Genomic DNA, 24,326 nt, shown 5'->3' with positions numbered 1-24,326 from the left:
CCCTCAGACGGCGGCCTGTCGCCCCTCCCAATGGGGTTTACGCAATTCCGCCTTGAGCACCTTCCCCGCCGGGCTGCGCGGCAAAGGCTGCGATCGCATTTCCCAGCTCTTGGGGCATTTGTATCTGGCCAGGCGCTCATGCAGGTGAGCAAGCAGCGCCTCCGCGACAGGATCGGCCCCCGCCACTGGAACGACGATCGCATGAACCCGCTCCCCCCAGCGCGCATCGGGCACACCGATTACGGCGCATTCGAGCACGTGCGGATGGAGGCCGAGCGCGTTTTCCACCTCGATCGAATAGATATTCTCCGCGCCGGAAACGATCATGTCCTTCATCCGATCGGTGATCGTGATGAAGCCGTCCGCATCCATGAAGCCCGCATCCTGCGAGTGCATCCACCCGCCGCGTAGCGCGGCTCGCGTTTCATCCGGGCGGTTCCAGTATCCCGCCATCACGCACGGCCCCCGCCCGACGATCTCGCCGACCTCACCGCGCGGCAGCTCTCGTCCGCTCGGATCGACAACCATCACCTCAAACCCGTAGGCCGGCACGCCCGCCGTGCGCAGCTTGCCCAGCCCGGATTCGGCGCGGTGGTTTGCCGGCGATAGAAAAGTGACGGATGGCATTTCGGTCATCCCGAAGCCCTGAATGAATTCGATCCCCGGCATCCGATCCTGCGCGCGCGCGATTGTCGCGGCGGGCATCGGCGAACCGCCATAGCCGAGCATCCGCAGCGACGAGAGATCGTGCGCGGAAAGATCGGCGCGGCTCAGCGCGTCGATCACCGAAGGGACCGTGAAGATGTGGGTGACGCGATGACGCTCGGTCAGCGCCATGATCGTCGGTGGATCAAGCCGCTGCGAGAAGACGTGGGTGCCCCCCACCATCGTCACCGTGAAGGTGCCGATGTCCGCCAGATGAAACATGGGCGCGCAATGCAGATTGATGCAATCCGGTGCGAAATGGATAATCATGACGAGATTGGATGCCACCGACACCAGATTGCGGTGGGTCAGCATCACGCCCTTGGGCAGCCCCGTGGTGCCGCCGGTGTAGAACACGCCGGCAAGATCGGTGTCCGCCCGTTCGGCGTCGTCGATCGGCGCGAGATCCGCGATGCGGCGACGCAATTCGCCGCCCGCCTCGTCGAAACGCTCGATCGCCAGGTTCGGGAATGCCGCGCCGATCGCCTCGGCCTGCGCTTCGAACCCGTCCCCGACCAGCAGCACCTTCGCGCCAACATCCTCAAGCTGGAATGAAAGCTCGGCGACCGACAACCGGGTATTGAGCGGAACGATCACCGCGCCGGCCCAGAATATCGCGAAATAGGCGTCGAAATAATGATCGCCGTTCGCCGCGAGCACCGCCACCCGGTCATCCCGCTCCACGCCGAGCGAGCGCAACAGGGCGGCGAAGCGCGCGACATCGTTCGCCACCTCGCGCCAGGTCCGCTGCCGCTCGCCGTCGATCGTGGCGATGCCGAGCGGGTTGATGCGGGCCGAACGATGAATGCCCTGGGTCAACTGCATAGATTGCACTCCATTCCAAACATGCCGTTCAGATCACGCCCCTCGCCGCAAGGTCCGTCAGCGCGGCCTCATCCAGTCCGAGGCGTTCATGATAGACCTCGATGTTATGCTCTCCCGGCACGCGCGGCGCGGGACGCCTTACTGCTGACGGCGTATCGGAGAGTTTCGGCATCGGCGCCTGCATACGCACTTTTCCATGGATAGGATGATCGACCGCCACGATCGCTTCGCGCGCGGCGAAATGCGGATCGGCGAGCATTTCCGCGCCGCGATAGATCCGCCCGGCCGGAACCGAATATTCGATCATCAGCGCTTCGAGTTGAGCGATGGTCAGTGTCTGCGTCCATTCATTGATGAGCGCGTCAAGCTCGGCCTGATGGTTGCCGCGTGCGACATGCGTTGCATAACGCTCGTCTTGTGCAAGCTCGGGCCGCCCCATCGCCTGTGACAGCCGGGCGAAGATCGCGTCTCCGTTGCCACCGATCAGATATTCGCCATCGCGGCAGCGATATACGTTCGACGGCGCGATGCCGGGCAGGATCGAGCCGGACCGCTGCCGCGTGATTCCCATCACGTCATATTCGGGGATCAGGCTCTCCATCACCTGAAGCACCGCCTCGTAAAGCGCGGAATCGACCACCTGCCCCCGCCCGGTCGCATCGCGCGCGCGCAGCGCGGCGAGCGCGCCCATCGCGCCATAGGTCGCAGCCAGCGTATCGCCGATGGATACGCCCATCCGGCTCGGCGGGCGATCCGGATCGCCGACGATCGCACGCCAGCCCCCCATCGCCTCGCCGATCCCGCCGAAGCCCGCACGCGAGGAATAAGGCCCCGTCTGGCCGTAACCGGACATCCGCACGATGATGAGACGCGGGTTGAGCGCATGGAGCCGATCCGGCGCCAGCCCCCATTTCTCCATCGTGCCCGGCTTGAAATTTTCGATCATGATATCGGCGTCCGCGAGCAGGCGACGCGCGAGTTCCTGGCCTTCGGGCACCCGCAGATTGGCGGTAACGGAACGCTTGTTGCGCCCGATCACCTCCCACCAGACCTTGTGCTCGCCATTCCCCCAGTTGCGCATCGGATCGCCCGCGCCCGGCGGCTCGATCTTGACCACGTCGGCGCCCATATCGCCCAGCAACTGGCCGCAGAACGGCCCCGCGATCAACTGCCCCATCTCGATGACCTTGAGGCCCGTGAGCGCGCCGTTATTCTCGCCCGTCACCATGGGGCTTGCGCCTTGTCGAATGGTCATCCGCGCGCGAACTCGCTCTTTCGTGGCCCCATATAGCCGAACAGATAGCCCGCCACCTTGCGCATCTGGATTTCCTCCGCGCCCTCGGTGATGCGATAGCGGCGGTGGTGGCGATAGATATGCTCGAACGGCTTGTGCCGCGAATAGCCGATGCCGCCATGTATCTGCATCGCGCGATCCGCCGCCTCGCAGACAAGCCGGTTCGCCCAATAATTGCACATCGAGATTTCGTGAGAGAGCCTGAGTTCGATCTCCTTGTGCTCCATCCGGTCCATTTCCCACGCGGTCTTGCGGATCAGCTGGCGCAGCATCGCGCATTGCGTCGCCAGTTCGACCACGGGAAACTGGATCGCCTGATTACGCGCCAGATCCTGACCGAAGGGCTTCCGCGCGCGCGCATAACGCACAGACTCCTCGATGCAGAAAGCCGCCGCGCCGAGCGATGACGCCGCCTGGCGGATGCGGTTCTGGTGCACGAAGCTTTGTGCGATCGACAGGCCGCCGCCGATCTTCCCCAGCACCGCCGCGTCGGGAACCCAGACATTCGTGAACGACACGCGCGGGTGATCCGTGGGCATGTTGAAGGTCCACAGATATTCCTCGATCACCATGCCGTCGGCGGGGTTCGGCACCAGGAAACAGGTGATCCCGGCGGCCTCGCCATCATCGCCGCCGGTTCGCGCGAAGGTGGCGCAGTGCGTCGCCTCGTGCATCCCGGTGGTCCACATCTTCTCGCCGTCGATGCGCCAGCCGGCAACGCCATCACGCACTTCGGGCACGGCGCGGGTCGACATATGGGTCGCGTCGGAGCCGTGATCCGGTTCGGTGAGGCCAAAGGCGATGCAGCGGGTGCGCTCGAATCCGCCCAGGATGAATTCGCGCTGCTGATCCGCGGTCCCGAAATGCTCGAACATGTTGACGAACGGGAAGTTGCCGACGATCGAATGCTCATTCTGCAGATCGTTGTGCAGCCCCAGCCCCCTGGCCGCGAAATGCTCGCGGATGACCGCCATCGCCAGATTGGAGCCGTCCTTCCCGCCGTAGCGAGCGGGCGCGGAAAAGCGCCAGTGGCCGGCCGCGTCCGCCCGGCGCTGCGCCTCGCGCAGCAAATCTTCCCATTCATGCCGTGGAAGGCCGCCGTTTTCGAAATCTGTGCGCGCCCATTCACGGCGATGATCGAAGAAGCGGATGTTGTCGTCCGCTTGCTCAAGCGGCTTTATCTCCCGCTCGATGAAATCATCGAGTTCGCCGAGATAGGTTTCGATTTCCAGCGGGAGATCAAAATTCATCATCCTCTCCTTCAGGCGAGCGGCGGGTCACGCCTCACGCCGGTTCAGGCGCGGCCATCATCCTGCCCCCGTGATTGTGGGTTCAGGCTGATAGCCGCCTGGACCGGCAGGAAAAGAGATGCCTCCTTGCCGATTGGGGAACGCAGGGTTCCCCGTTTCGGATGCCCGCCACCCGAAAATCGCCAAGGAGCCTCCAGCCGTCAGTTAAGCGGCGTGTTGGGCGCCAGGCCGAGCAGCCCGCGTCCATGCTGCTCCATCGCGATGTCGATATCGAACACGATGTGAGAGGATACGACGAGGATATCGCGCATCGCCCGCTGGAAGGGCTGATCAAGAAGCAGGATGCTGGTGCCGGCGCCCTCCACCAACGTCATCGCGGCGTCGCGACAAAGAATAACCGCCTGCGCGATCTGGGCACGCAACGCGAGCCGCTCGTTGGTGCGCTGCGGCTCCGCCAGCGCGGGCACATCCAGCAACCGGCGCCCGGCCTCGCGGATGAGGATTTCCGCGCTGCGTGCCAGCATATCCGCGCGCGCCAGCCGGATTTGCGGCGGCGCCTTCTCCGCCATCGCGCTCTCTGCGCCCGGACGCGCGAACGCGGCCATCCGTTCGCGAAAGAGGTTCACCATGCCGCGCGCCGCGCCAGCCGCCGGGATCGCCGCCGACATGGCGAGAAACGGCAGCATCGGAACGCCGTAAATCGGATTTGCGTGATGTCGTTGCGCGGGCGCCGAGCCGCCACGCGCGACGCCCAGCGCGGCGAAACGGCGCGGCACGAACACATCCTTCACCACGATATCGTTGCTGCCGGTTCCCGCCATGCCGCAGGCGTTCCACGTATCGAGCACTTCGACCTGATCGGCCGGAATGGCAACGATCATCATTTCAGGTGGGTGCCCCTCGCGCATCAGCAGCGCATTGCCCATCACCCAATCGGCGTGCATCACCCCGGTTCCCCATTTCCAGTGGGCGGAAACGCGGTATCCGCCCTCCACCTCCACAGCCTTGCCGGGGGGCACCGAAACCACCGGGGCGATGATATAGGGAAATTCGCCCGCCCATAGTTCGCGCTGCGTCTCGACGGGGAAGTGCGTGAAAATCCAGTTGTGCTCGGCACAGAAGGTCGCCGTCCAGGCGGTTGAGGCGTCAACCTCCGCGATCGCCATGCCGACATCAATGAACGTGTCGAAATCGCTCTCCATCCCGCCGAACTCCTTCGGCACGAACTGGTAGAAGAAGCCGCACTCGCGCAGCGCCGCCCACACCGCGTCATGCGGACGCCGCAACCGTTCCGCCTCGGCGGCGTGTTCGGCGATGAGCGGCTGAAGCGCCCGCACCCGCTCGCACAGCGCGGCCGGGGTCAGCGCGGCCAATTCCCCATCGCCCAGATAGCCTCCGCCCTGCGGAATCCTGCGGTCTGCCCACTTCACCGCGACATTCGCCACCGACATATGCTCTCCATTGTTAAGTATATTAACATATTAATCGCTCAAACCCTCACTCGCAACGCAAACTTTTGTATTGAAATCCATAATGATAGATATTTTGTTGCAGTCGAATTGGCGCGCGGTCGCAACGCGAGTCGGCGGCACTTTTTCGAGAGGCGACTATCCTCTAGGGTCGGCGCGTCGCATCCGGCCTGCCCGGCCTTCACGGAGAAGCGTATCAGAATGCCCGACCAAAAGGCGCCTCAGCCGAGTTTCCTGCTGATGGATATGCTGCGGCATTATTACTGGCTGGATGACGCGCTGAATCGCAACCTGGTGGGGCTGGGCTGGCCCGCCGTTTCCCGCTCGCAATGCCTTATCCTCGTCCATGTCGCCAACGGCGTCCACAAGGCCTCCGACATCGCCCGGAACATGGGCGTGTCACGCGCGGCGATGAGCCAGTTCCTGAAGGAGATGAAGGTGAAGGGGCTGATCGAATTTCGCCCCGATCCGAACGATCGGCGCGCGCAGATCGTGGAGTTCAGCGCTGATTCCGAGGCGATCCGCAGCGACGCGCTCAGGATCCTCGATCTGGTTGAACAGGATCTTGGCAAACGCCTCGGCCAACGGCTGCTCGACAGCCTGAAGCGCTCGCTCGCGTCGGACTGGGGCGAAATCCCGACCGTCGAGCGCACCGGCGCGGCTATCCGGATTGGAAAGCGCTGACCCCAGCCTGCCGCCCGTTCAGGCCGCGAGGCGGATCGGCAGGGTTTTCATGGCGCGGACGAGGTTCGAGCGCAAATAGGTTGGCTCGCCTGCCAGTTCATAGCCCGGAAACTCCGCGAGGAACGCCGACAAAATCAAGCGCAGCTGCAGCAGCGCGAGCCGCGAGCCGAGGCAATGATGAACGCCATAGCCGAACGTCAGGTGGCCGGCGGCTCCTTCCCGGCGCAGATCGAGCCGGTGGGGATCGGCAAAGACCGCCGGATCGCGATTTCCCGCGGCATAGAGCATCGCCACCCGCTCGCCGGTCTCGATCCGCACGCCCCCCACCTCGACATCGCGTATGGCGGTGCGCGACATCTGTATCACCGGGCCGAACCAGCGCAGCAATTCCGGCAAGGACGATTGTAGAAGCTCCGGCTGATCGAGCAACACGCGGCGCTGATCGGGGTGAAGCGCGAGCGCCCAGATCGCGCCGGCAAGCGAACTGCGCGTCGTCTCATTGCCGGCCGCGATCAGGTTCGAGAAGAAACTTTTCTGCTCGTCCGGGGTCAGCGATCGACCGGCGACGGTCGCGTGCGCAATACGGGTCAGCAAATCGTCGCGCGGCTCCCGCCGGCGCGCCTCGAACAGATGCCAGGCGTAATCGAATATCTCCAGGTAGCGTTCGTTGGCGAGGTCGGTGTTCGGCGTGAAATCGGGGTCGTCGGCACCAAATACCGCGTTGGTGAACTGGAAGACGCGCCATTCATCCTCCTCCGGCACCCCCATGATCGCACAGATCGTCTTGATCGGGACGAGCGCGGCGACATCGGGGACGACATCGACAAGGTCTTGCCCGCGCAGGCCGCTGATAAGAGCGTCCACCGATGCCTTGATCCGTGGCTCCGCCCGCGCGATCGCCGCCGGCATGAAGGCGGAACTTACGATGGCGCGAAACTCCTGATGCTCGGGGTTGTCCATCGCGAGCATGAACCGAGAGATGATGCGCCCGATTTCAGGGTTCAGCCCGGCGAATATGTCGGTGGGGATGCGGAACCCGCGCGTTGAGGTGAAATTCGCCCCGTCGAGCGAGACCGCGCGAATATCCTCAAAGCGGGTGAGCGCCCAGAACTCGGGCTGACGCGCGGAGCCGGGATGGCGCCAGACCGGCGAATGCTCGCGTAACCAGTCATAGGCCTCATGGGGATGGCCGCGGCTGAATGTAGATGGGTCGATCAGATTGAATCGCGGTTCGATCTGCATGAGCGCTCTCCTGACATACGCCCCCATCCCGCGCCTCGCGCCGTCATGGACGGTGCGATCGCAACAGGCCGGCGCCTTTCGGGTGGCTAGCCTCGCCTCGCCAATTTAGTCAAGTTACTTTACATTAATCGGTGACGGTGGCTAAGTGGGTGGACTTCCTCCGCAGGGAGCCAGGAACGGCAACGCAGCATTGTCGAGGCAAGAATGGACATGCCCTCACCCGATTTCGATAGTCGCCTGATGCGAGAGGATGACCGCGCTTCATGCCAGGAGGCCGATCGACCCATGCGCCTTCGCCGCAAGCGCCCCGCACCGCGATACCGTTCATTCCGAAATCGACAACTTTCCGCCGCACCGTCATTCCGGGCGGCGCATCTGAACTAAGGACATCTGATTATGGCCCGCATCACACGCACGCCCGTACGGATCATCTGGCGGGAAGAAGCGATCTTCAAGGACACGTACGGCGGCGACGTTGGCGTTGTCGCGATCGGCGGTATGCATTTCACCGACGGCAATCCGTCCGACACGGTGCTGCTGACGATGCATCCGATCGGTGGAACGCAGGGCGTTCCGGTCATGCCGCGGCTCGCCGAAGCCGGCCTGCATGTGCTGGCGATGGATAGCCGGTATCGCGGTGTCGATTATGCGCTCATCATGGAAAAGGTCGCGCTCGATCTGGGCGCGGCGGTTCGTTACGCGCGCGAAAAGCTCGGCTACAAAAAGGTCATCATGCTTGGCTGGAGCGGTGGTGGATCGCTCTCGGCCTTCTATCAGGCCCAGGCCGAAAACCCCACGGTTACAGACAGTCCGGGCGGCGGCGGCCCCGATCTGACCAAGGCGGGGCTGATCCCCGGAGACGGCGTGATCGAGATCGCGGCGCACGTTTCGCGGCACGGCACACTTACCGAGTGGATCGACGCGTCGATCCTCGACGAGGCGAACCCGGATATCCGCGATCCCGAACTCGATCTGTACGGCGATCTCGTGAAACCGCCCTACACGCCCGAGTTCATCGAGCGTTACCGCGCGGCGCAACTCGCGCGGAATCACCGGATCACCGCCTGGGTGAAAGAAAAGCTCGCCCATCTGCGGGCGACCGGTCGGGAGAATGAGGAATTCGCCTTCGCCACGCACGGCACGATGGCCGATCCGCGCTGGCTCGATCCCGCCATCGACCCGAACGACCGCAAGGCGAACTGGTGCTACATGGGCGATCCCCGCATCGTGAACATGAGCCCGGTCGGCCTCGCCCGCTTTTCCACCCTGCGTAGCTGGCTGTCGCAATGGAGCCATAGCGACGCCAATGCCGATGGCCTGCGCAGCCTCGCCACGGTTTCGAAGCCCGTCCTCGTCATGAACAACACCGCCGATGACGCCTGCACACCCAGCCATTCTCAGCGTCTGTTCGACGCGGTTGCGCACGATCGAAAGAAGCTCGTCCATATCAAGGGCGCGACCCATTATTATCAGGACCAACCCGAACTGGCGCAGCAGGCTGCCCAGACGATCCGGACCTGGCTGACCGAAAACGACCTGCTCGCGTAACGGCCGAACGGGATGGGTGCGACTATCGGCACCCATCCTGTTCACAAGCGCATTCGAGCGCGCTGAAATCATCGCAAAAGCACGTTGCTTGCAGTAGCGGGATCGCGCCGCCGATTGTAAAGAAACCTACCTTCTCAAGACGGCAAGGCCGTCTGGCTTCTCTTACCCCGTCGAACGGCTAATGGCACCTTACCGCGCCCGTTGCGGCTAAAACAAAATGGCGTGCGGAACCCCCAGGGGCGGCAAATTCCGATCAGCGGAATGCCGGCATCTGGCGGAACAATTTAGGGGAGGGAAGCCTTGAGGAAGCTATTCGCGATTCTGTGCTCGGGTGTTGCGATCAGCGCGACGCCAGCGCTGGCACAAGCCGGCTCGGATACCAAAGATTCCAACGCGCTCGGCGAAATCGTCGTCACCGCCCAGAAGCGCGAAACCAAGCTTGAGAAGACGCCGATGACCATCAACGTGGTCAGCGGCGATCAGATCGCCTCGATGGGCGCGATCGAAATCAAGAATCTCGCCGCTAGCGTGCCAGGGCTCAGCATGGACGAATCCCCCGGCGGCTTCAGCGGCGTCACCGTCCGTGGCATCGGCACCTCGGCAGGCAGCCAGGTGTTCGAGCAGTCGGTCGGCCTGTTCGTCGATGGCGTGTACCATCCCCGCGCGCGCCAGTATCGCGACGCGCTTTTCGATGTCGCGCGCGTCGAGGTTGTCAAGGGTAGCCAGGGCGTGCTGTTCGGCAAGAACACGAGCGTCGGCGCGGTCAGCATTATTTCGCGCGGCCCCGGCGATCGGACCGGCGGCTATGTTCAGGGCCAGGTCGAGGCGAATTACGGCAGTTATGGCCTCGAAGGGGCGCTCGACGTTGTTCCCAGCGACACCTTCAAGGTGCGTATCGCGGGGATGTACGACAATCAGGAAGGCTTCGTCCATAACGTCACCAAGAACCGCGACGAGCCTTCGGGCGATCGCTATGTGATCCGGGGCATCGCGGAATGGAATCCCGTTGCCGGCGTATCTGTGCGGGCCAAGAGCCAGTTCAGCCGGCTCAACATGATCGGCAACAATTTCGAGTTCATCGCCAACCAGAACGTCGCGGCACTTCAGGCGCTTGGCGTGGCCGACGGCGGCCTTCATAATTACATGAAATACGAGAGCGCCGGTGCCGCGGGTGATCCGAACGACTATCAGAAAAGTCAGGATCATTCGCTCGAGGTGAAGCTCGATCTGGGCAACGATTATTCGCTCACCGCGACATCGGGTTATTCCAGATACGATTTCACGAACGGGTTCGATTCGGATTCAACCCCCGCGCCGCTCCTCTTTTCGCGTTTCAACGAGAATTTCCGGCAGGTTACGCAAGAAATCCGCCTGACTTCGCCAACCGGAAAAGCGGTGGAGTTCATCCTGGGCGGATTCTATCTGCATTCAATAACGCACTATAATTATCTGAGCTATTACAATAATTTCCCGGTCCTCGGCGGGCTGTTCGGCACCGTGTCACAGCGTTTCAATCAATATGAGAACACCTTCGCCGGGTTCGGGCAGGCCACATGGCATATGGCCAGCAACCTGCAACTGAACCTTGGCGGTCGTCTGACGAGCGACAAGAAGGATGCCGATTACCAGAAGTTCCTGATCGACGATCTCGGTCACCCGACCGGGCTTGTCGCATTGCTCGGCAACGGGCCTTTCCATCAGGCCAAGGTACGCGACACCACCTTCGATTTCTCCGGCACGCTCAGCTACAATCCCACCGCCGCCTCGACGCTTTATGTATCGGTCGGGCAAGGCAACAAGGGTTCGGGCTTCGTCAATCAGGCGGCACTCGCCGATCGGTGGCCGACGACATTCGTTGTGCCGGTGGAGCGCGTGACGACCTATGAGGCGGGGTTCAAGGGCCGCTTCCTCGATGGGCGCGCCTATCTGTCGATGGCCGTGTACCACATGGACATCAAGGATTTTCAGGACAGCTTCTACAATTCGGCTGCGCGCGCATTCCAGGTCCGCTCGCTTAACGCGAAAAGCACCGGGGTCGAAGCGGAGGGCCAGTTCAAGCTCAGTTCCGCGCTGACCGCTTATGGCAACTTCTCCTGGAACCCGGAGGCCAAGCTGGCAAACGGTGAGCGGATGCAGCGTGCGCCGCGCTTCACCTCCACCCTGGGGACGCGTTTCAGCGTGCCGCTGTCGGACGACTTTACCTTCTCCGGCTTCGGCCAATGGGTGCACTCGGAATCGATGCTGCACCAGCCGGCCTCCGCGCCCGGCGACAACTGGAGCCTTCCTTCCAATCTGATGAGCGCGCGCCTGCAACTCACCTATGAGCCTGCGCGCGTCAGCCTCTTCATAAACGGGGCCAATCTTACCAAGGAGGTCTATCGGACCTTCAGCTTCGGCAGTCCGCTTGGCCTGGGTCAGGTTGGCGGGCTTAACGACCCGCGGACCATCACCTTCGGCCTCCGCAAGGAGTTCTGAAGGCGCAGGGCCGGTTCTGGCCGCCGACGGCGAAACAGCCGCCGGTGGCCGGATCGCGCACCGGCCCTTACTGATCGGCTACTGATCGGCGGGCCGACAAACGCGGTCTCACCTATCGCCGCCTCAGTTGAGCACGGCGATTTCCGAGCGCTTCAGGCAGGGGTCGATCAGCGATTCATCCGGGCGCGTCGCGGGGGCTGAATAAGGCGGGATGTCGGTCGGCGAGCCGACAGTTGCGGGGGCGAACCTGCTCGCATCGCCGCCGGTGCACCGCATCAGCGCGGTGAGCATCGCCGGCGGCGTCTCGCGCGCTTCGTAGCTCAGGCGAAACGTGCCCCAGTGGATCGGAACGGCGTGCGCGGCGCCAAGCCGATCGAACACGCGGATCGCGTTGGCGGGGCCGATATGGCTCCCGGTGTCCATCTGGCCGGGGACGAAGCGAAACGCCCCGATCGGGATCATCGCGAGCCGCACCGGGCCGAGCGCCGCCGCCTCGGCCGGCCATTTGCCGTCCCCCAGCCCGGTATCGCCGGCGAAGAAGATATTCCCCCCCGCCGGAAGCTTGACGACAAAGGCGGACCACAAGGCACGGTTGCGATCGGTGAACCAGCGGCTCCCCCAATGATGGTTTCGCGCGACGATCACCTCGATGCCGGGCCGGATCGCCAGCCGCTGCCCCCAATCGAGTGCGCGGGCCTTTGCCCCTACCGATTCGATCACCTTGTCGTTGCCGAGCGAGGTGACGATCATCGGCCGATCGCGCTCCCACAATTGCCTGAGCGTCGGCTTGTCGAGATGGTCATAGTGATTGTGGCTGACGAGGATCAGGTCGATCTTCGGCAAATCCTCGATCCGCACCCCCGGCGCGGTGACGCGCTTCGGCCCCCTGCCGAACGGCCCGGTCCGTTCGGACCAGATCGGATCGGTCAGGATGTTCAGCCCCTGCGTCTGGATTAGCATCGTCGCATGGCCGATCCATGTCGCCACCATCCGCTCGCCCTCGACTCGCGGCTCGGGCTTTCCATGCGTCACGGGCACGCTGGCCGGCCACGCCGGGCGGCCATCGCTGCCGGTGAAATACCGCCAGAAGAAGCCGGTGCGGCTGCCCTGCGTCGGCATACGGAACGTATCATCGTCGGCGCCGGGATTGAAGAAACGCGCGCCATCGAAATGGTCGCTGCGCGGCCCTTCATAATAAACGCGATCGAGGAAGCGCGGCATGATCGTGATCGCGAGGCAGGCCGTGACGAACAGGAACAGCATCGCCGTGCCGGCAAGCTTAAGGAAAATCGGCAAGCGCCAGCTCCTCGAAAAAGTCGAACGCAGATAGGGCGGCAATCGGCCAGATGCCAGTTATTGCAGCAATTCCTCGCGCACCTCCACCGCGCTCAGCGACATCCGCACCTCGACGAGGAAATAGATCAGCGCCGCGATCAGGAGCAGCATCGACATGACGAAGGCGATCGCGACGAATTGTCCGATATGCAGCGTGGCGAGTTCGGCGATGAACAGCAACGCGACCACCGCACAGGTCATCACCGCGGACGAAACCGCGAGGAACAGCGCCCGGTTGATGATCTGGATGCGCCGGCCGAGCAGCCGCAATTCCCATACGTGGCGATCATGTTCCGGCCCCTGCGAGCGCGGGTGCAGCCCTTCGAGCACGCGCGCGCGATCAATCACCCGCGCGAGCCTGCCGGTCAGCACGTTGAGCAGCGCGCCGATGCCCGCGAGCATGAACACCGGGCTGAGCGAAAGCTGGATCGTCTGCGCGATCGTCGAGACGGCGGGGGAATATTGCAGCACCGCGATCAGGATGCCCGCTGCGACAAATGGAGGCAAGCGGCAACGGGCTGGTAACCCTGGCACCCTAAGCCCATGGATGAGATGACCAAGCCGATGCCGCTCGACCAGTTCGTCCGCCTGCCCCGTATCCTGCGCACCGAGACCGTCGACGGCCTCGCCTCCGCGCTCGATATCGTGGCGGAAGCGGCGCCCGCGACGCACCGTTTCCTGCGCCACCAATGGTATGCCGCCGCGCTGAAGGCTTATGGCGGCGCGGCGCGCACGCTGCTGGTGAGCGCGGAGGAGGTGCCCGCGCTCGCGCTGCCGATGATCGCGACGGGGCCGGCGTGGCTGAGGCTGGCGATGGTGCCCGGAAGCTATTGGCCGTTCAGGAGCTTCCCCATCGCGGAAAATGCCGGCCTGGAGGTGCTGGAAGCGGCGCTCGCGGCATTGGCCCGGCAGGTCAACGCGCTACGGATCGGCCCGGTCTATCAGGGCGATCCCGCCGCCGCGCCGCTGGTGGAGGCGGCGCGCGCGCGCGGCTGGGCGATCGTGGAGCGCACCATCGCGCAAAGCTTCCTGCTGGATATGGCGGCGGCGCGCGCGGAAGGGACATGGCCGCGCAATTCAACGCTGCGCAAGAACCGCTTTCACGAAAAACATCTCGGCGCGCACGGCGAACTGGACTGGCGCTTTCTTTCGGGAGGCGACTGGCCCGAGGCATTCGACGCCCTCGCCAGCATCGAGCGGGCAAGCTGGATCAACGACCGTACCGACGGCAGCGACGCCAAGTTCACCGATATCGGGCACGGCGCATTCTGGCGCTCACTCGCGGAGGACGCGACGCTCGCGGAGATGATGCGCGGTGCGCTGCTGACGGTAGCGGGCAAGCCGGCGGCCTTTTCGTTCGATCTGGATGTCGGCGGGCTGCGCTATGCGATCGCCAACAGTTATGATCCCGCTTATGCCAAGCATTCGCCGGGGAAATTGCTCTACTACCGTAACCTCGTCGATGCGCTGGCTCGCGGCACCACGCACGTGGATTGGGGCGCGGGCGACAGTGGCTACAAGAGCGTGATCGGCGCGACGCCGGGGCCGATGATCCGCGACTGGCTGTTGCTGCGTCCGGGGCTGCCGGCGCGTCTGGCGCCGTTGCTCAGGCTCGCGTGGCGGGGCCGGTGAGGATCGCCTCCACCGCGTCGATCATTCCCTCGATCGCCGGCTGGCCGCTCCAATAGGGATGATATCCACTGTCGCTCGCATCGAGCGCGGCCTCGCGCGCGGTCATCAACGAGCCTAGCGCCAGCCCGGCATAAAGGATGCGCTGTCGCATCAGCGCTTCCGGCACATCGGCGAGCAGGCGCCGGACATGGGCGATATAGCGTGCATATCCTTCCGAATGCTCGGGCATCGTTTCGGTGAAAAGCTGCCGCCGCTCGTTCTGCACGTTAATCATGAAGCGGAAATAGGTTTCGTTCTCGCCCCCCTCGCCCACGATATCGACGTTCGATATCACCATCGCGCGGACGATCGCGCGCAGATCGGGCACGCCATTCGCTTCCGCCTCGTCGATCAGCGCCTGGCGCGCGACATCAATCAGATCCGCCCCGTCGATCAGCAATTCGCGCAGCAGATCGTCCTTGCCGCCGAAATAATAATGAACCGCCGCCGCGTTGCGCTGCCCCGCCGCCTCGACGATCTCGCGCATTCCTGTCGCCGCGATGCCGCGTTCGGCGAACAGACGCCGCGCCGCGCGTTTCAGCTCGTTGCGTGTGGCGCCGCCTCGGCCGGCGGAAAGGGATCGGGTGGCGTTCATCGTGCGGCACCATTGATGATGACACCCGGTTCGGCAAGCGGCACCGCATGATTGACCCGCGCCGGGCCGGCAATTACTAATTCAATCGACTTACAACTGGGAGAGCCGCGTGGCGCTGGCGCATGATCGCGAGGCATGGCGCGAACTGATCGACCTTGATGCGCTGGCCCGCTGGATGGATCGGGCGGGCCTGGGCAACGGCGCGCCGATCGAGCGCGCGGATACGCTTGGCGGCGGCACGCAGAACATCCTGCTGCGCTTCGATCGCGCGGGGCGCGGCTATGTCCTGCGCCGTCCACCGCGGCGCCCGCGCCCCGAAAGTGATGAAGTGATGCGGCGCGAAATGAAGGTGCTCGGCGCGCTCGCCGGTTCCGATGTCCCACATCCCGGCTTTATCGCCGGCGAAGGCGATCCCGCCATTCTCGGCACCGCATTCTACCTCATGGACCCGGTCGAAGGCTTCAACCCGACGGTCGCTCTCCCGGCGCTTCATGCAGGCGATCCCGCGATGCGGCGACGGATGGGCGAGGCGATGGTCGATGCGGCGGTCGCGCTTTCGCGGATTGATCCCGATCGCGTGGGGCTTGGCGGCTTCGGCAAGGCGGACGGCTGGGTCGAGCGACAGGTGCCGCGCTGGCGCGCGCAGCTCGATGGCTATGCGAAATTGGATGGCTGGACGGGCTATGCCGCCCTCCCCGATGTCGATGCGATCTGTGACTGGCTTGCGGCGAACCGGCCGGCGACGATGCGCAACGGGTTGATTCATGGCGACTTTCACCTCGCCAACGTGATGTTTCGTCCCGACGCGCCCGAACTCGCCGCGATCGTCGATTGGGAACTCGCAACGCTCGGCGATCCGCTGCTCGATCTCGGCTGGCTGACCGCTACGTGGCGCGATCCGGCGGAGGGCGATCAGCGCGTCGCGGTGACCCCATGGGACGGCTTTCCATCGCTCGCGGAGATCGTCGAACGCTATCTCTCCGCCACCGGGCGCAGCGCGGCGGATGCGCGCTGGTATGCCGTGCTCGCCTGCTTCAAGCTCGGCGCGATCCTTGAGGGGAGCCATGCGCGCGCCTGCGCCGGCCTGACCCCGAAGCCGATCGGCGACCAGCTCCACACCCATGCGATCGCGCTGTTCCGCCGCGCGCTGCGCAGGATAGACACGCCCATCGTGTGATTGCCGCGAAGCTGCGCTATATCCGCGCGATGTTCGATCTCCCCGCCTATCTCGCCCGCCTCGATCTCCCCCAAGCGCCTGCCGCCGATCGCGATGGACTCGCGATGCTCCAACGCGCCCACCGCCTCGCGATCCCGTTCGAAAATCTCGACGTGAAGCTGGGGCGCGGCATCGCGACCGATTCGGCATCGGTGTTCGACAAGCTCGTCACCCGGCGGCGCGGCGGCTATTGTTTCGAGCAGAATCGCCTGCTGCTCGATGCGCTTGAGGCGCTGGGGTTCACCGCGCGTGGGCTGCTCGCGCGGGTGTGGCTGGGCATGGCCGAGCCGCAACCGCTTACCCATACGCTGTCGCTTGTCACGATCGACGGGGAGGACTGGATCGCCGATGCCGGCTTCGGCGGCAGCTTCGCCCCGGTGATGCCGCTTGCCGATGGCGCGGAGACGGAGGCGCCGGACGGCACGCGCCATCGGCTGGAGCGCGACGACGAATTCGGCTGGATGCTGCTGCGCGATGGCGTGCCCGCAACCACGGTCAGCACCGGGGCGGGCGCCGGTTGGCAGCAGCAATATAGTTTCGATCTGCGTTCCGTGTACGAAAACGATATCGTGATCGGCAATCGCTGGACCTCGACCGCGCCGGAAAGCCGCTTCACCCAAATCAATATCGCCTCGATCGTGCTGCCGCGCGGCTTCGCGACGCTGACGGATCGCAATTATCGCCGGCATTCAGGCGATGGCGACACCAGCGGCGAAATCACCGATCCGCGCGTTTATCGAATGCGCCTGAGCCTGATGTTCGGGATTGATCTGACCGTGGAGGAAGTCGCCGCGCTCGGCCTGTTCTGAGCGCGCCGGAGCCGCGACGGACGCTCTTTCGCTACGCCGCGGTCCGGTCCATATAGAGAACATGGCGATCGAGATCCGCACCAGCCTTGCCGAGCCTGAGACAGGCGAAGCCTTCATCCCGCATCGTCCGCAGCGGCCGGAGAAAGCGGAGCCGGGCAAACAGTTCAGGCTGGTGAGCGATTATGCCCCATCGGGCGACCAACCGACCGCGATCGCGGAACTGGTCGCGGCGGCGCGGGCGGGCGAGCGCGATCAGGTGCTGCTCGGCGTCACCGGATCAGGCAAGACCTTCACCATGGCGAAGGTGATCGAGGAATTGCAGCGCCCTGCGCTGATCCTTGCGCCGAACAAGATCCTCGCCGCCCAGCTCTATGGCGAGTTCAAGAATTTCTTCCCGGAAAACGCGGTCGAATATTTCGTCAGTTACTACGATTATTACCAGCCCGAAGCCTATGTCGCGCGTTCCGACACCTATATCGAGAAGGAATCGAGCGTAAACGAAGCGATCGACCGGATGCGCCATTCCGCCACGCGATCGCTGCTGGAGCGCGATGACGTGCTGATCGTCGCGTCGGTTTCCTGCCTATACGGCATCGGCTCGGTCGAAACCTATTCGGCGATGATCTTCGACCTGAAGAAGGGCCAGACGGTCGATCAGCGCGAGATCGTCCGCAAGCTCGTCGCGCTGCAATACAAGCGCAACGACGCCGCCTTCGCGCGCGGCAATTTCCGCGTGAAGGGCGACAATCTGGAGATTTTCCCGTCGCATTATGAGGATAGCGCCTGGCGCGTCTCGTTTTTCGGCAACGAGATCGAGGAGATCGTGGAATTCGATCCGCTGACCGGCAGGAAGGTGGCGAGCCTCGATTACGTCCGCGTTTATGCCAATTCGCACTATGTCACCCCCGGCCCGACGCTCAAACAGGCGACCGAGGCGATCCGGCATGAACTGGCCGAGCGGCTCAAGGAACTGATCGGCGAGGGCAAGTTGCTCGAAGCGCAGCGGCTGGAGCAGCGCACCAATTTCGATCTGGAGATGATCACCGCCACCGGAAGCTGCGCGGGCATCGAGAATTATTCGCGCTTCCTCACCGGGCGCCTACCCGGCGAGCCGCCCCCCACCCTGTTCGAATATCTCCCGGAAAACGCGCTGCTGTTCGTCGATGAAAGCCATCAGACGATCGGGCAGGTCAACGGCATGTCGCGCGGGGACCATCGCCGGAAGATCACGCTCGCCGAATATGGCTTCCGCCTGCCTTCCGCGATCGACAACCGCCCGCTGCGTTTCAACGAATGGAATGCGATGCGCCCGCAAACGGTGTGCGTCTCCGCCACGCCGGGCGCCTGGGAGATGGAACAGACCGGCGGCGTGTTCGCCGAGCAGGTGATCCGCCCGACCGGGCTGATCGACCCGCCGGTGGAAATCCGCCCGGTCGAGGAGCAGGTGCAGGATTGCATCGTCGAATGCCGCAAGGCCGCCGAGCTTGGCTATCGCACGCTCGTCACCACGCTGACCAAGCGGATGGCCGAAGACCTCACCGAATATATGCACGAAGCCGGGGTGAAGGTCCGCTACATGCATTCCGATGTGGAGACGCTGGAGCGGATCGAACTGATCCGTGACCTGCGGCTTGGCGTCTATGACGTGCTCGTCGGCATCAATTTGCTGCGCGAGGGGCTGGATATCCCGGAATGCGGCCTTGTCTGCATCATGGATGCCGACAAGGAGGGGTTCCTGCGCTCCGAAACCTCCCTGATCCAGACGATCGGGCGCGCCGCGCGCAACGTCGACGGGCGGGTGATCCTCTATGCCGATCGCATCACCGGGTCGATGGAACGCGCGATGAACGAAACCGCGCGCCGCCGCGCGAAGCAGGAGGAATATAACGCGGCGCACGGCATCACCCCGGCCACGGTGCGCAAGAGCATCGGCGACATCATCGCGCATGTCGCCTCGAAGGATCAGGTGACGGTCGATATCGACGAGGAGCGACCACACATGGTCGGCCACAATCTGCGCAGCTATATCGAGGAACTCGAAAAGAAGATGCGTAAAGCCGCCGCCGATCTGGAATTCGAGGAAGCCGGGCGGCTGCGCGACGAAATCCGCGCGCTTGAGCAGGAGGAACTCGGCTTGCCGGTGGAGCAGCATCGCGCGCCGCTCATGGGCCGCTCGAACGAGGGCAAGCCGGGCACGCGCAAGACCCGCTTCGGCAAGGTGCAACGCAAGTTCGGCGGGCGCGGACGCTAGAATCGCGCGCGCTCGCGCTCGTCAGCTCTTGTCGTCCTGCGGGCCGCCCTGGATCGTCTGGGGCGGCTTCTTGGATTTGTGGTTGGCGGGCGAATCGGGATCGACGAAAATTTCGTGCAGCGTTTCCTCGACGACATTCTCCTTCTTTTTCTGTTCGGTCATTTCATCACACTCCTTCGCCCAGCGTGAAATCCTCGTGCGCCGCGCCATGATAACCGGCGACCCGATCGGCATAAAGCCGATCGAAGACCGGCGCGTTGTTGGCCCAGCCTGGGCCGCTTTCCAGCATCCGCCGGTCGATGGTGACGATATGGAGATGATGCGCCGGATCGAATTTCGGCAGGCTGAACGACGCGGCGCAAGAGCCTTTTCCCAACCCGTCCGGTGTGCTTGTGGATCATGAACGCCGCCCCCGCCGATAACTGCATCCGCGAAATTCGTTCCATATGCGTTCAACCGATACGCCCCCACGCCGGTTCCGGTTGAGAAGCCCCGCGGGCTTGGTCATATTTCGGGCCATGCGTCTTCAGCCTCATTTCGCCGCCGCCCTTGCCGCCACGCTCGCGCTCGCATCATGCGTCAGCGCGCCACCGCCGACGCGCGCGCCGATCGCTGCGCCCCCTGCGCCACCGCCGGTCGCCGCCCCGCCTCCGCTGGCGAGCGACTGGAATGACTGGCCGCTTACGCCGGGCACCTGGCGCTACGCGGCGGACAACCGGGGCACCCGTGCCATGTTTGGCGATGGCGGGGATGTCAGCGTCGTGCTGCGCTGCGATCGCGGGGAGCGGCGGATGTACCTGTTGCGCGCCGGCGCGGCGACCACGCCGATGGTGGTGCGCACCAGCAGCGCGACCCGCTCGTTACCCACGCAACCGACCGGCGGCGCGCAACCCTATATCGCGGCGGCGCTGGCGGTGAATGATCCGTTGCTCGATGCGATGGCGTTCAGCCGTGGGCGCGTGGCGATCCAGCAGGAAGGCGCGCCCGTGCTGGTCGTCCCCACCTATGCCGAAATCGGGCGCGTTATCGAAGATTGCCGGGGCTGATCGAGTCGTTACGAAGTTCAGGCGACAGCCATCAAAGATCGTCGAAAGATGCCTGAAATACAAGACTTGTTTATCCCAACCAGAGGGCCGACATAACAACCGTGGCCCAAGCCACATACGTCTTCAACCAGCGAAAGGAGGTGATCCGATGTCTCATGGTTCAGCAATGGGGTCGGTTCAGTTCGTTCGGGGGACGCGCTTCTAACGCCATCGGGCCGCGCCGGGGGGTATCCTCCTCCAAACAACGGCAAGGTCCACCGGCATGGAGGCTCGCATGGTCTCCCGGGCTGGAGCTCTCCGGCCGCTGACCATGTTTAGGGGTTGTCGGGCATCTCCCCTCGGGGGTGTCCGGCAACCTCTTCTCATTTTTGACGATTTTAGGAGGCTTACGGCTTCCATCGTTCCCGGTCGCGCGTTAGCCTGCCCGCCAAACCAACATAAAAAGGTGGGGCATGAACAGAATCGGACTCGCGGCAACCCTTTCCCTCCTCCTTTCCGGCGCGGCCCATGCGGCCCCTGCCCCGGCGGGTTCCGCGGCTGAAAACGCGCTGGAAATCACCAAACGCGCGATCGCCTTCCGCAGCGTGCAAGGCCCCGGCAACCAGACCCCGCAACTCGCCGCCTATCTCAAGCAATTGTTTATCGAGGCGGGTTTTCCGGCGACGGACATCACCGTCGAGCCGGTCGACGACACCGCCTATCTGATGCTGCGCTGGCGCGGCACCGATCCGAAAGCGAAGGCGCTGGTCATTTCCGGCCATATGGATGTGGTGGAGGCCAAGCCCGCCGACTGGCAGCGCGATCCATTCAAGCCGGTCGTGGAAAACGGCTATATCTTCGGGCGCGGCGCGAGCGACATGAAGATGGATCTGGCGCTCGTCACCGCGACGGTGATCGACATGAAGCGCGCGGGCTACAAGCCGAAGCGGGATATCGTGCTGGCCTTCTCGGGCGACGAGGAGACGACGATGAAAACCTCCGCGATCCTCGCCGGCAAGATGAAGGGCATCGCGGAAATGGTGCTCAACGTCGATGGCGGCGGCGGCCAGCTCAGCGAAAGCGGCAAGGCCGAATATCTCACGATCAGCGCGGCGGAAAAAACCTATGCCGATTTCAGGCTGGAGGTGACCAATCCGGGCGGCCATTCCTCCGCGCCGCGCAAGGTGAATGCGATCGTGGAGCTGTCTGCCGCGCTGGTGAAGATCGGCGGCTATCGCTTCACCCCGCAACTGTCGCCAATCACCAAGGGCTATTTCGAGGGTGTTGCCCCGCTCCAGACGCCCGAGATCGGCGCCGCGATGAAGGCGTTCGCGGCCAATCCGGCGGACGAGCAGGCGATCGAGACACTTGCGGCGAACCCGGCCTTCGTCGGCCAGATCGGCACGACCTGCGTGCCGACGATGGTGTCGGGCGGACATGCGCTCAACGCGCTGCCGCAGCGCGCCACGGCGAACATCAACTGCCGCATCTTCCCCGGCGTGAAGCCCGCCGCCGTGATGGCTGAGCTTGAAAAGGTCGCCGGCGATCCGGGCGTGAAGTTCAGCGATGTCACCGAAGGGTCCAACCCTACGGACGCGTCGCCGCTGCGCCCCGATCTGGTAAACGCGGTGAAGAAGGCGATCGGCATCGTTCGGCCCGGCGTGCCGGTGTTTCCATCCATGTCGGCGGGCGCGAGCGATTCGATGCACTTTCGCGCGGTCGGCATCCCGAGCTACGGCGTCAGCCCGTTGTTCATCAAGGAATCGGATGAGTTCGCGCATGGCCTTAATGAGCGGACGCCGATCGACAACATCCCGCTCGGGGTCATTTACTATCGCTCGCTGCTGACCGATCTCAGCAAATAGTCGCACGCAACCCATCTGGCCGCTTCCTGCTCGCGCTCTCCCGTGGAGGGCGCTAGGAGGCGGCTGGAAGCAAGAGGTTGCGTAATGGCGGATATCTTGGTGCTCACCACCGGGGGCACGATCGACAAACTCTATTTCGATGCGCTGAGCGAATATCAGATCGGTGACAGCGTGGTGGATCGCCTACTCGCCACCGCGCGGGTCAGAAAGCCGTTTCGTGTCCAGGGCCTGATGCGCAAGGACAGCCTCGATCTCGACGACGCCGACCGCGCCGCCATCGCCGCGGCGGTGGCGGAAGCACCCGAGCGACAGATCGTCATCACCCATGGCACCGATACGATGACCGAGACCGCCAGGGCGCTGGCGCAGATCGCGGGAAAGACGATCGTGCTGGTCGGCGCGCTCGCCCCGGCGCGATTTGCGGACAGCGACGCGAGCTTCAACCTCGGCATGGCCTTTGCCGCCGCGCAGGTGGCGCCACCCGGTGTGTGGATCGCGATGAATGGCACCATCTTTCCGGCAGCACATGTCCGCAAGGATCGGGGCGCCAACGCTTTCGTGCCCGTGTGACCACGCCGCGCGACGGGCGGATGCGCCCGATCAGGATCGTTCTGTTCCTGCTCATCTGGGCCAGTTGCAGTTGGTTCGGATCGTGGGAGATGAACACCAACAATGCTGTGCGCCTCTATGCCACGCTGGCGATCGTCGAACGCGGCGAAGCGACGATAGACCAATATGATTCGGCGACGACCGACAAGGCGCGGTTCGGCCAGCACGTCTATCTCGACAAGGCGCCGGGGATGACGCTGATGGCCGTTCCGGCGGTCGCGGCGCTTCAGGCCCTGTCTTCAAAAAAGAGCAACGAGTTCCAGCTTCTGACGGGAAGCAGCGATTTCGCGCGTTTCATCCGGCTGCGCACGCGGCTTGCGGTGGCGACCGGGCCGGCACTGTTGACGGCGATCGCCGCGCTGCTGCTGTTCGATCTTGCGCTCACTCTCACCGGCAGCGCGTCGGCGGCGCTGGCGACGGCCCTCGCCTACGGGCTCGGCACGCCGGCATGGGCGTGGTCCACCTCGTTGCTCGGCCACGCTCCGCTCGCCGCGCTCTACGTCATCGCCTTATGGGCGGCGATACGGGCAACTACGGGAGAGAAAACCCGTCGATGGCCCGCCTTCCTGCTCGGGATCACGCTCGGCTGGGCGGTGGTGGTGGAATATCCCGCCGCGATCGCGGGCAGCGCGATCGCGCTGTGGACGGCGTGGCGCGCATGGCGCAGGCCGGATCGCGTGACGGTGCTCGGGCTGGCGACCGCGGGGGGATTGATCGGGCTGTTGCCGCTATTCGCCTATAACATGTTCGCGTTCGGCAGCCCCTTCCAGCTCGGCTATGAAGGCGTGATCGGGTTCGACGGGATGAGCCAGGGCCTGTTCGGCATCAGCTTGCCCGATCCGGAGGTGTTGTGGCGGATCACGTTCGGCCATCAGCGCGGCCTATTCTGGTTCGCGCCGGTGCTGCTACTCGCCTTGTGGGGCGTCTGGCTGATGATCCGGGACGGGAACACGCGCGACATCGGCGTGATCGTGCTGGCCATCACCGTGATTACGCTCCTCATCAACGCCGGCTATTTCTACTGGGACGGCGGCTATTCGACCGGGCCGCGTCATTCGATCCCCATCGTCGGGGTTCTCGCGCTGGGCATCGCGCCGGTGTGGATGAAGCGCGGCCACGGCGCGGGGCGGTATCTGCCGGCGGAAGTGATCGTCCTGTCGATCGCGATCAACGCCTGCTTCGCGGCGACCGACATCTATGGCAGCCCCACCGCTTCGTTCCAGTTGCGCGAGGTGGTGATGGTGCCGTTCATCAAAGGCCATCTGCGCACGTTCATGAGCGAGTGGTTCGGCTGGTCCCCCGGCGCCGGCTTCATCCTGTGGCAGGCGATCGCGCTTCCCACCTTGTGCTGGCTCGCGATCGCCGCCGGGCGGATCGGCGCGGTGGAGCGGGAGGTGACAAAAGCGTAATAAGCAAAACACTGCATCTGCAAACGAGCGTGCTATAGGGGCGCGTTGC

At 64.2% G+C, this 24,326-nt stretch carries 21 protein-coding genes; 11 read left to right on the top strand and 10 right to left on the bottom strand.

Annotated elements, in window-relative coordinates; all coding sequences use genetic code 11:
- Window positions 1-3: 3 nt before the first annotated feature.
- The 4 genes from Q0316_RS14775 to Q0316_RS14760 form a co-directional block, all read right to left on the bottom strand.
- Entirely contained in the window at window positions 4-1,530 is a 1,527-nt protein-coding gene (locus Q0316_RS14775; protein ID WP_298673851.1) for a long-chain fatty acid--CoA ligase, read from the bottom strand.
- A 28-nt stretch (window positions 1,531-1,558) separates the two neighbouring features.
- Window positions 1,559-2,785, bottom strand: coding sequence for a CoA transferase (locus Q0316_RS14770; protein ID WP_298673848.1), 1,227 nt, complete (start codon window positions 2,783-2,785; stop codon window positions 1,559-1,561).
- Window positions 2,782-4,074: an acyl-CoA dehydrogenase family protein gene (locus Q0316_RS14765; protein WP_298673846.1), complete on the bottom strand. Its 1,293-nt coding sequence runs from the start codon at window positions 4,072-4,074 to the stop codon at window positions 2,782-2,784. Before Q0316_RS14765 ends, Q0316_RS14770 begins: the two co-directional genes overlap by 4 nt.
- 200 nt (window positions 4,075-4,274) lie before the next feature.
- Entirely contained in the window at window positions 4,275-5,525 is a 1,251-nt protein-coding gene (locus tag Q0316_RS14760; protein WP_298673844.1) for an acyl-CoA dehydrogenase family protein, read from the bottom strand.
- A gap of 219 nt (window positions 5,526-5,744) precedes the next feature.
- Here Q0316_RS14760 and Q0316_RS14755 point away from each other — a divergent pair, with 219 nt between their 5' ends.
- Window positions 5,745-6,227, top strand: a complete 483-nt coding sequence (locus tag Q0316_RS14755) for a helix-turn-helix domain-containing protein (RefSeq protein WP_298673842.1) — start codon at window positions 5,745-5,747, stop codon at window positions 6,225-6,227.
- Between the two features lie 18 nt (window positions 6,228-6,245).
- Here Q0316_RS14755 and Q0316_RS14750 read toward each other — a convergent pair whose 3' ends face one another.
- Window positions 6,246-7,469 carry a cytochrome P450 gene (locus Q0316_RS14750; protein ID WP_298673839.1) on the bottom strand — a complete coding sequence of 408 codons (1,224 nt, stop codon included), beginning with the start codon at window positions 7,467-7,469 and terminating at the stop codon, window positions 6,246-6,248.
- Between the two features lie 396 nt (window positions 7,470-7,865).
- Between Q0316_RS14750 and Q0316_RS14745 the strand changes: the two genes are divergently transcribed.
- Both Q0316_RS14745 and Q0316_RS14740 read left to right on the top strand, forming a co-directional pair.
- The gene (locus Q0316_RS14745; protein WP_298673837.1) at window positions 7,866-9,017 is read left to right on the top strand and encodes an alpha/beta hydrolase; all 1,152 of its coding nucleotides are present in this window, start codon (window positions 7,866-7,868) and stop codon (window positions 9,015-9,017) included.
- Window positions 9,018-9,317: 300 nt separating this feature from the next.
- Window positions 9,318-11,492, top strand: coding sequence for a TonB-dependent receptor (locus Q0316_RS14740; protein ID WP_298673834.1), 2,175 nt, complete (start codon window positions 9,318-9,320; stop codon window positions 11,490-11,492).
- 123 nt (window positions 11,493-11,615) lie between these two features.
- On the opposite strand, the gene Q0316_RS14735 is transcribed toward Q0316_RS14740, so the two are convergent.
- Window positions 11,616-12,788, bottom strand: a complete 1,173-nt coding sequence (locus Q0316_RS14735) for an MBL fold metallo-hydrolase (protein ID WP_298673832.1) — start codon at window positions 12,786-12,788, stop codon at window positions 11,616-11,618.
- A gap of 57 nt (window positions 12,789-12,845) precedes the next feature.
- The gene (locus Q0316_RS14730; RefSeq protein WP_298673976.1) at window positions 12,846-13,295 is read right to left on the bottom strand and encodes a DUF2721 domain-containing protein; all 450 of its coding nucleotides are present in this window, start codon (window positions 13,293-13,295) and stop codon (window positions 12,846-12,848) included.
- An 84-nt stretch (window positions 13,296-13,379) separates the two neighbouring features.
- On the opposite strand from Q0316_RS14730, the gene Q0316_RS14725 reads away from it, so the two are divergent.
- A complete protein-coding gene (locus Q0316_RS14725; RefSeq protein ID WP_298673830.1) occupies window positions 13,380-14,459 on the top strand; it encodes a GNAT family N-acetyltransferase in 1,080 nt (359 codons plus the stop codon).
- Here the strand turns inward: Q0316_RS14725 and Q0316_RS14720 are convergent.
- The gene (locus Q0316_RS14720) at window positions 14,434-15,093 is read right to left on the bottom strand and encodes a TetR/AcrR family transcriptional regulator (RefSeq protein ID WP_298673827.1); all 660 of its coding nucleotides are present in this window, start codon (window positions 15,091-15,093) and stop codon (window positions 14,434-14,436) included. The two genes, Q0316_RS14725 and Q0316_RS14720, sit on opposite strands and share 26 nt — an antisense overlap.
- Before the next feature lie 109 nt (window positions 15,094-15,202).
- Here Q0316_RS14720 and Q0316_RS14715 point away from each other — a divergent pair, with 109 nt between their 5' ends.
- From Q0316_RS14715 to uvrB, 3 genes are all read left to right on the top strand, one after another.
- Entirely contained in the window at window positions 15,203-16,270 is a 1,068-nt protein-coding gene (locus tag Q0316_RS14715; RefSeq protein WP_298673824.1) for a phosphotransferase family protein, read from the top strand.
- 29 nt (window positions 16,271-16,299) lie between these two features.
- Window positions 16,300-17,118, top strand: coding sequence for an arylamine N-acetyltransferase (locus Q0316_RS14710; protein ID WP_298673973.1), 819 nt, complete (start codon window positions 16,300-16,302; stop codon window positions 17,116-17,118).
- Window positions 17,119-17,179: 61 nt separating this feature from the next.
- The gene (gene uvrB / locus Q0316_RS14705; RefSeq protein WP_298673820.1) at window positions 17,180-19,369 is read left to right on the top strand and encodes an excinuclease ABC subunit UvrB; all 2,190 of its coding nucleotides are present in this window, start codon (window positions 17,180-17,182) and stop codon (window positions 19,367-19,369) included.
- A gap of 21 nt (window positions 19,370-19,390) precedes the next feature.
- Here the strand turns inward: uvrB and Q0316_RS14700 are convergent, their stop codons facing one another.
- Window positions 19,391-19,531 carry a hypothetical protein gene (locus Q0316_RS14700; RefSeq protein WP_298673814.1) on the bottom strand — a complete coding sequence of 47 codons (141 nt, stop codon included), beginning with the start codon at window positions 19,529-19,531 and terminating at the stop codon, window positions 19,391-19,393.
- A gap of 4 nt (window positions 19,532-19,535) precedes the next feature.
- A complete protein-coding gene (locus Q0316_RS14695) occupies window positions 19,536-19,745 on the bottom strand; it encodes a hypothetical protein (RefSeq protein ID WP_298673811.1) in 210 nt (69 codons plus the stop codon).
- A 142-nt stretch (window positions 19,746-19,887) separates the two neighbouring features.
- Between Q0316_RS14695 and Q0316_RS14690 the strand changes: the two genes are divergently transcribed.
- The 4 genes from Q0316_RS14690 to Q0316_RS14675 all read left to right on the top strand — a co-directional run bounded on the left by Q0316_RS14690 (window position 19,888) and on the right by Q0316_RS14675 (window position 24,277).
- The gene (locus tag Q0316_RS14690) at window positions 19,888-20,415 is read left to right on the top strand and encodes a hypothetical protein (protein WP_298673807.1); all 528 of its coding nucleotides are present in this window, start codon (window positions 19,888-19,890) and stop codon (window positions 20,413-20,415) included.
- Between the two features lie 452 nt (window positions 20,416-20,867).
- Window positions 20,868-22,259 carry a M20/M25/M40 family metallo-hydrolase gene (locus tag Q0316_RS14685; RefSeq protein WP_298673804.1) on the top strand — a complete coding sequence of 464 codons (1,392 nt, stop codon included), beginning with the start codon at window positions 20,868-20,870 and terminating at the stop codon, window positions 22,257-22,259.
- Between the two features lie 84 nt (window positions 22,260-22,343).
- On the top strand, window positions 22,344-22,829 hold the full coding sequence (locus Q0316_RS14680) for an asparaginase domain-containing protein (protein WP_298673802.1): 486 nt from the start codon (window positions 22,344-22,346) through the stop codon (window positions 22,827-22,829).
- Window positions 22,826-24,277, top strand: a complete 1,452-nt coding sequence (locus Q0316_RS14675; protein WP_298673799.1) for a glycosyltransferase family 39 protein — start codon at window positions 22,826-22,828, stop codon at window positions 24,275-24,277. The genes Q0316_RS14680 and Q0316_RS14675 overlap by 4 nt, the downstream gene beginning before the upstream one ends.
- The last annotated feature ends 49 nt before the right edge of the window (window positions 24,278-24,326 follow it).

Origin of the sequence: uncultured Sphingomonas sp. (genome assembly GCF_937871615.1) — a bacterium.
GTDB lineage: Bacteria > Pseudomonadota > Alphaproteobacteria > Sphingomonadales > Sphingomonadaceae > Sphingomonas.
The sequence above is the reverse complement of the archived record's forward strand: the minus strand, read 5'-3'. Positions and strand labels throughout refer to the sequence as shown.

Coding starts and splice junctions, on each gene's coding strand:
- Q0316_RS14775 (WP_298673851.1), bottom strand. CDS start 1,530: ATGCAGTTGACCCAGGGCATTCATCGTTCGGCCCGCATCAACCCGCTC.
- Q0316_RS14770 (WP_298673848.1), bottom strand. CDS start 2,785: ATGACCATTCGACAAGGCGCAAGCCCCATGGTGACGGGCGAGAATAAC.
- Q0316_RS14765 (WP_298673846.1), bottom strand. CDS start 4,074: ATGAATTTTGATCTCCCGCTGGAAATCGAAACCTATCTCGGCGAACTC.
- Q0316_RS14760 (WP_298673844.1), bottom strand. CDS start 5,525: ATGTCGGTGGCGAATGTCGCGGTGAAGTGGGCAGACCGCAGGATTCCG.
- Q0316_RS14755 (WP_298673842.1), top strand. CDS start 5,745: ATGCCCGACCAAAAGGCGCCTCAGCCGAGTTTCCTGCTGATGGATATG.
- Q0316_RS14750 (WP_298673839.1), bottom strand. CDS start 7,469: ATGCAGATCGAACCGCGATTCAATCTGATCGACCCATCTACATTCAGC.
- Q0316_RS14745 (WP_298673837.1), top strand. CDS start 7,866: ATGGCCCGCATCACACGCACGCCCGTACGGATCATCTGGCGGGAAGAA.
- Q0316_RS14725 (WP_298673830.1), top strand. CDS start 13,380: ATGACCAAGCCGATGCCGCTCGACCAGTTCGTCCGCCTGCCCCGTATC.
- Q0316_RS14720 (WP_298673827.1), bottom strand. CDS start 15,093: ATGAACGCCACCCGATCCCTTTCCGCCGGCCGAGGCGGCGCCACACGC.
- Q0316_RS14710 (WP_298673973.1), top strand. CDS start 16,300: ATGTTCGATCTCCCCGCCTATCTCGCCCGCCTCGATCTCCCCCAAGCG.
- uvrB (WP_298673820.1), top strand. CDS start 17,180: ATGGCGATCGAGATCCGCACCAGCCTTGCCGAGCCTGAGACAGGCGAA.
- Q0316_RS14700 (WP_298673814.1), bottom strand. CDS start 19,531: ATGACCGAACAGAAAAAGAAGGAGAATGTCGTCGAGGAAACGCTGCAC.
- Q0316_RS14690 (WP_298673807.1), top strand. CDS start 19,888: ATGCGTCTTCAGCCTCATTTCGCCGCCGCCCTTGCCGCCACGCTCGCG.
- Q0316_RS14685 (WP_298673804.1), top strand. CDS start 20,868: ATGAACAGAATCGGACTCGCGGCAACCCTTTCCCTCCTCCTTTCCGGC.
- Q0316_RS14680 (WP_298673802.1), top strand. CDS start 22,344: ATGGCGGATATCTTGGTGCTCACCACCGGGGGCACGATCGACAAACTC.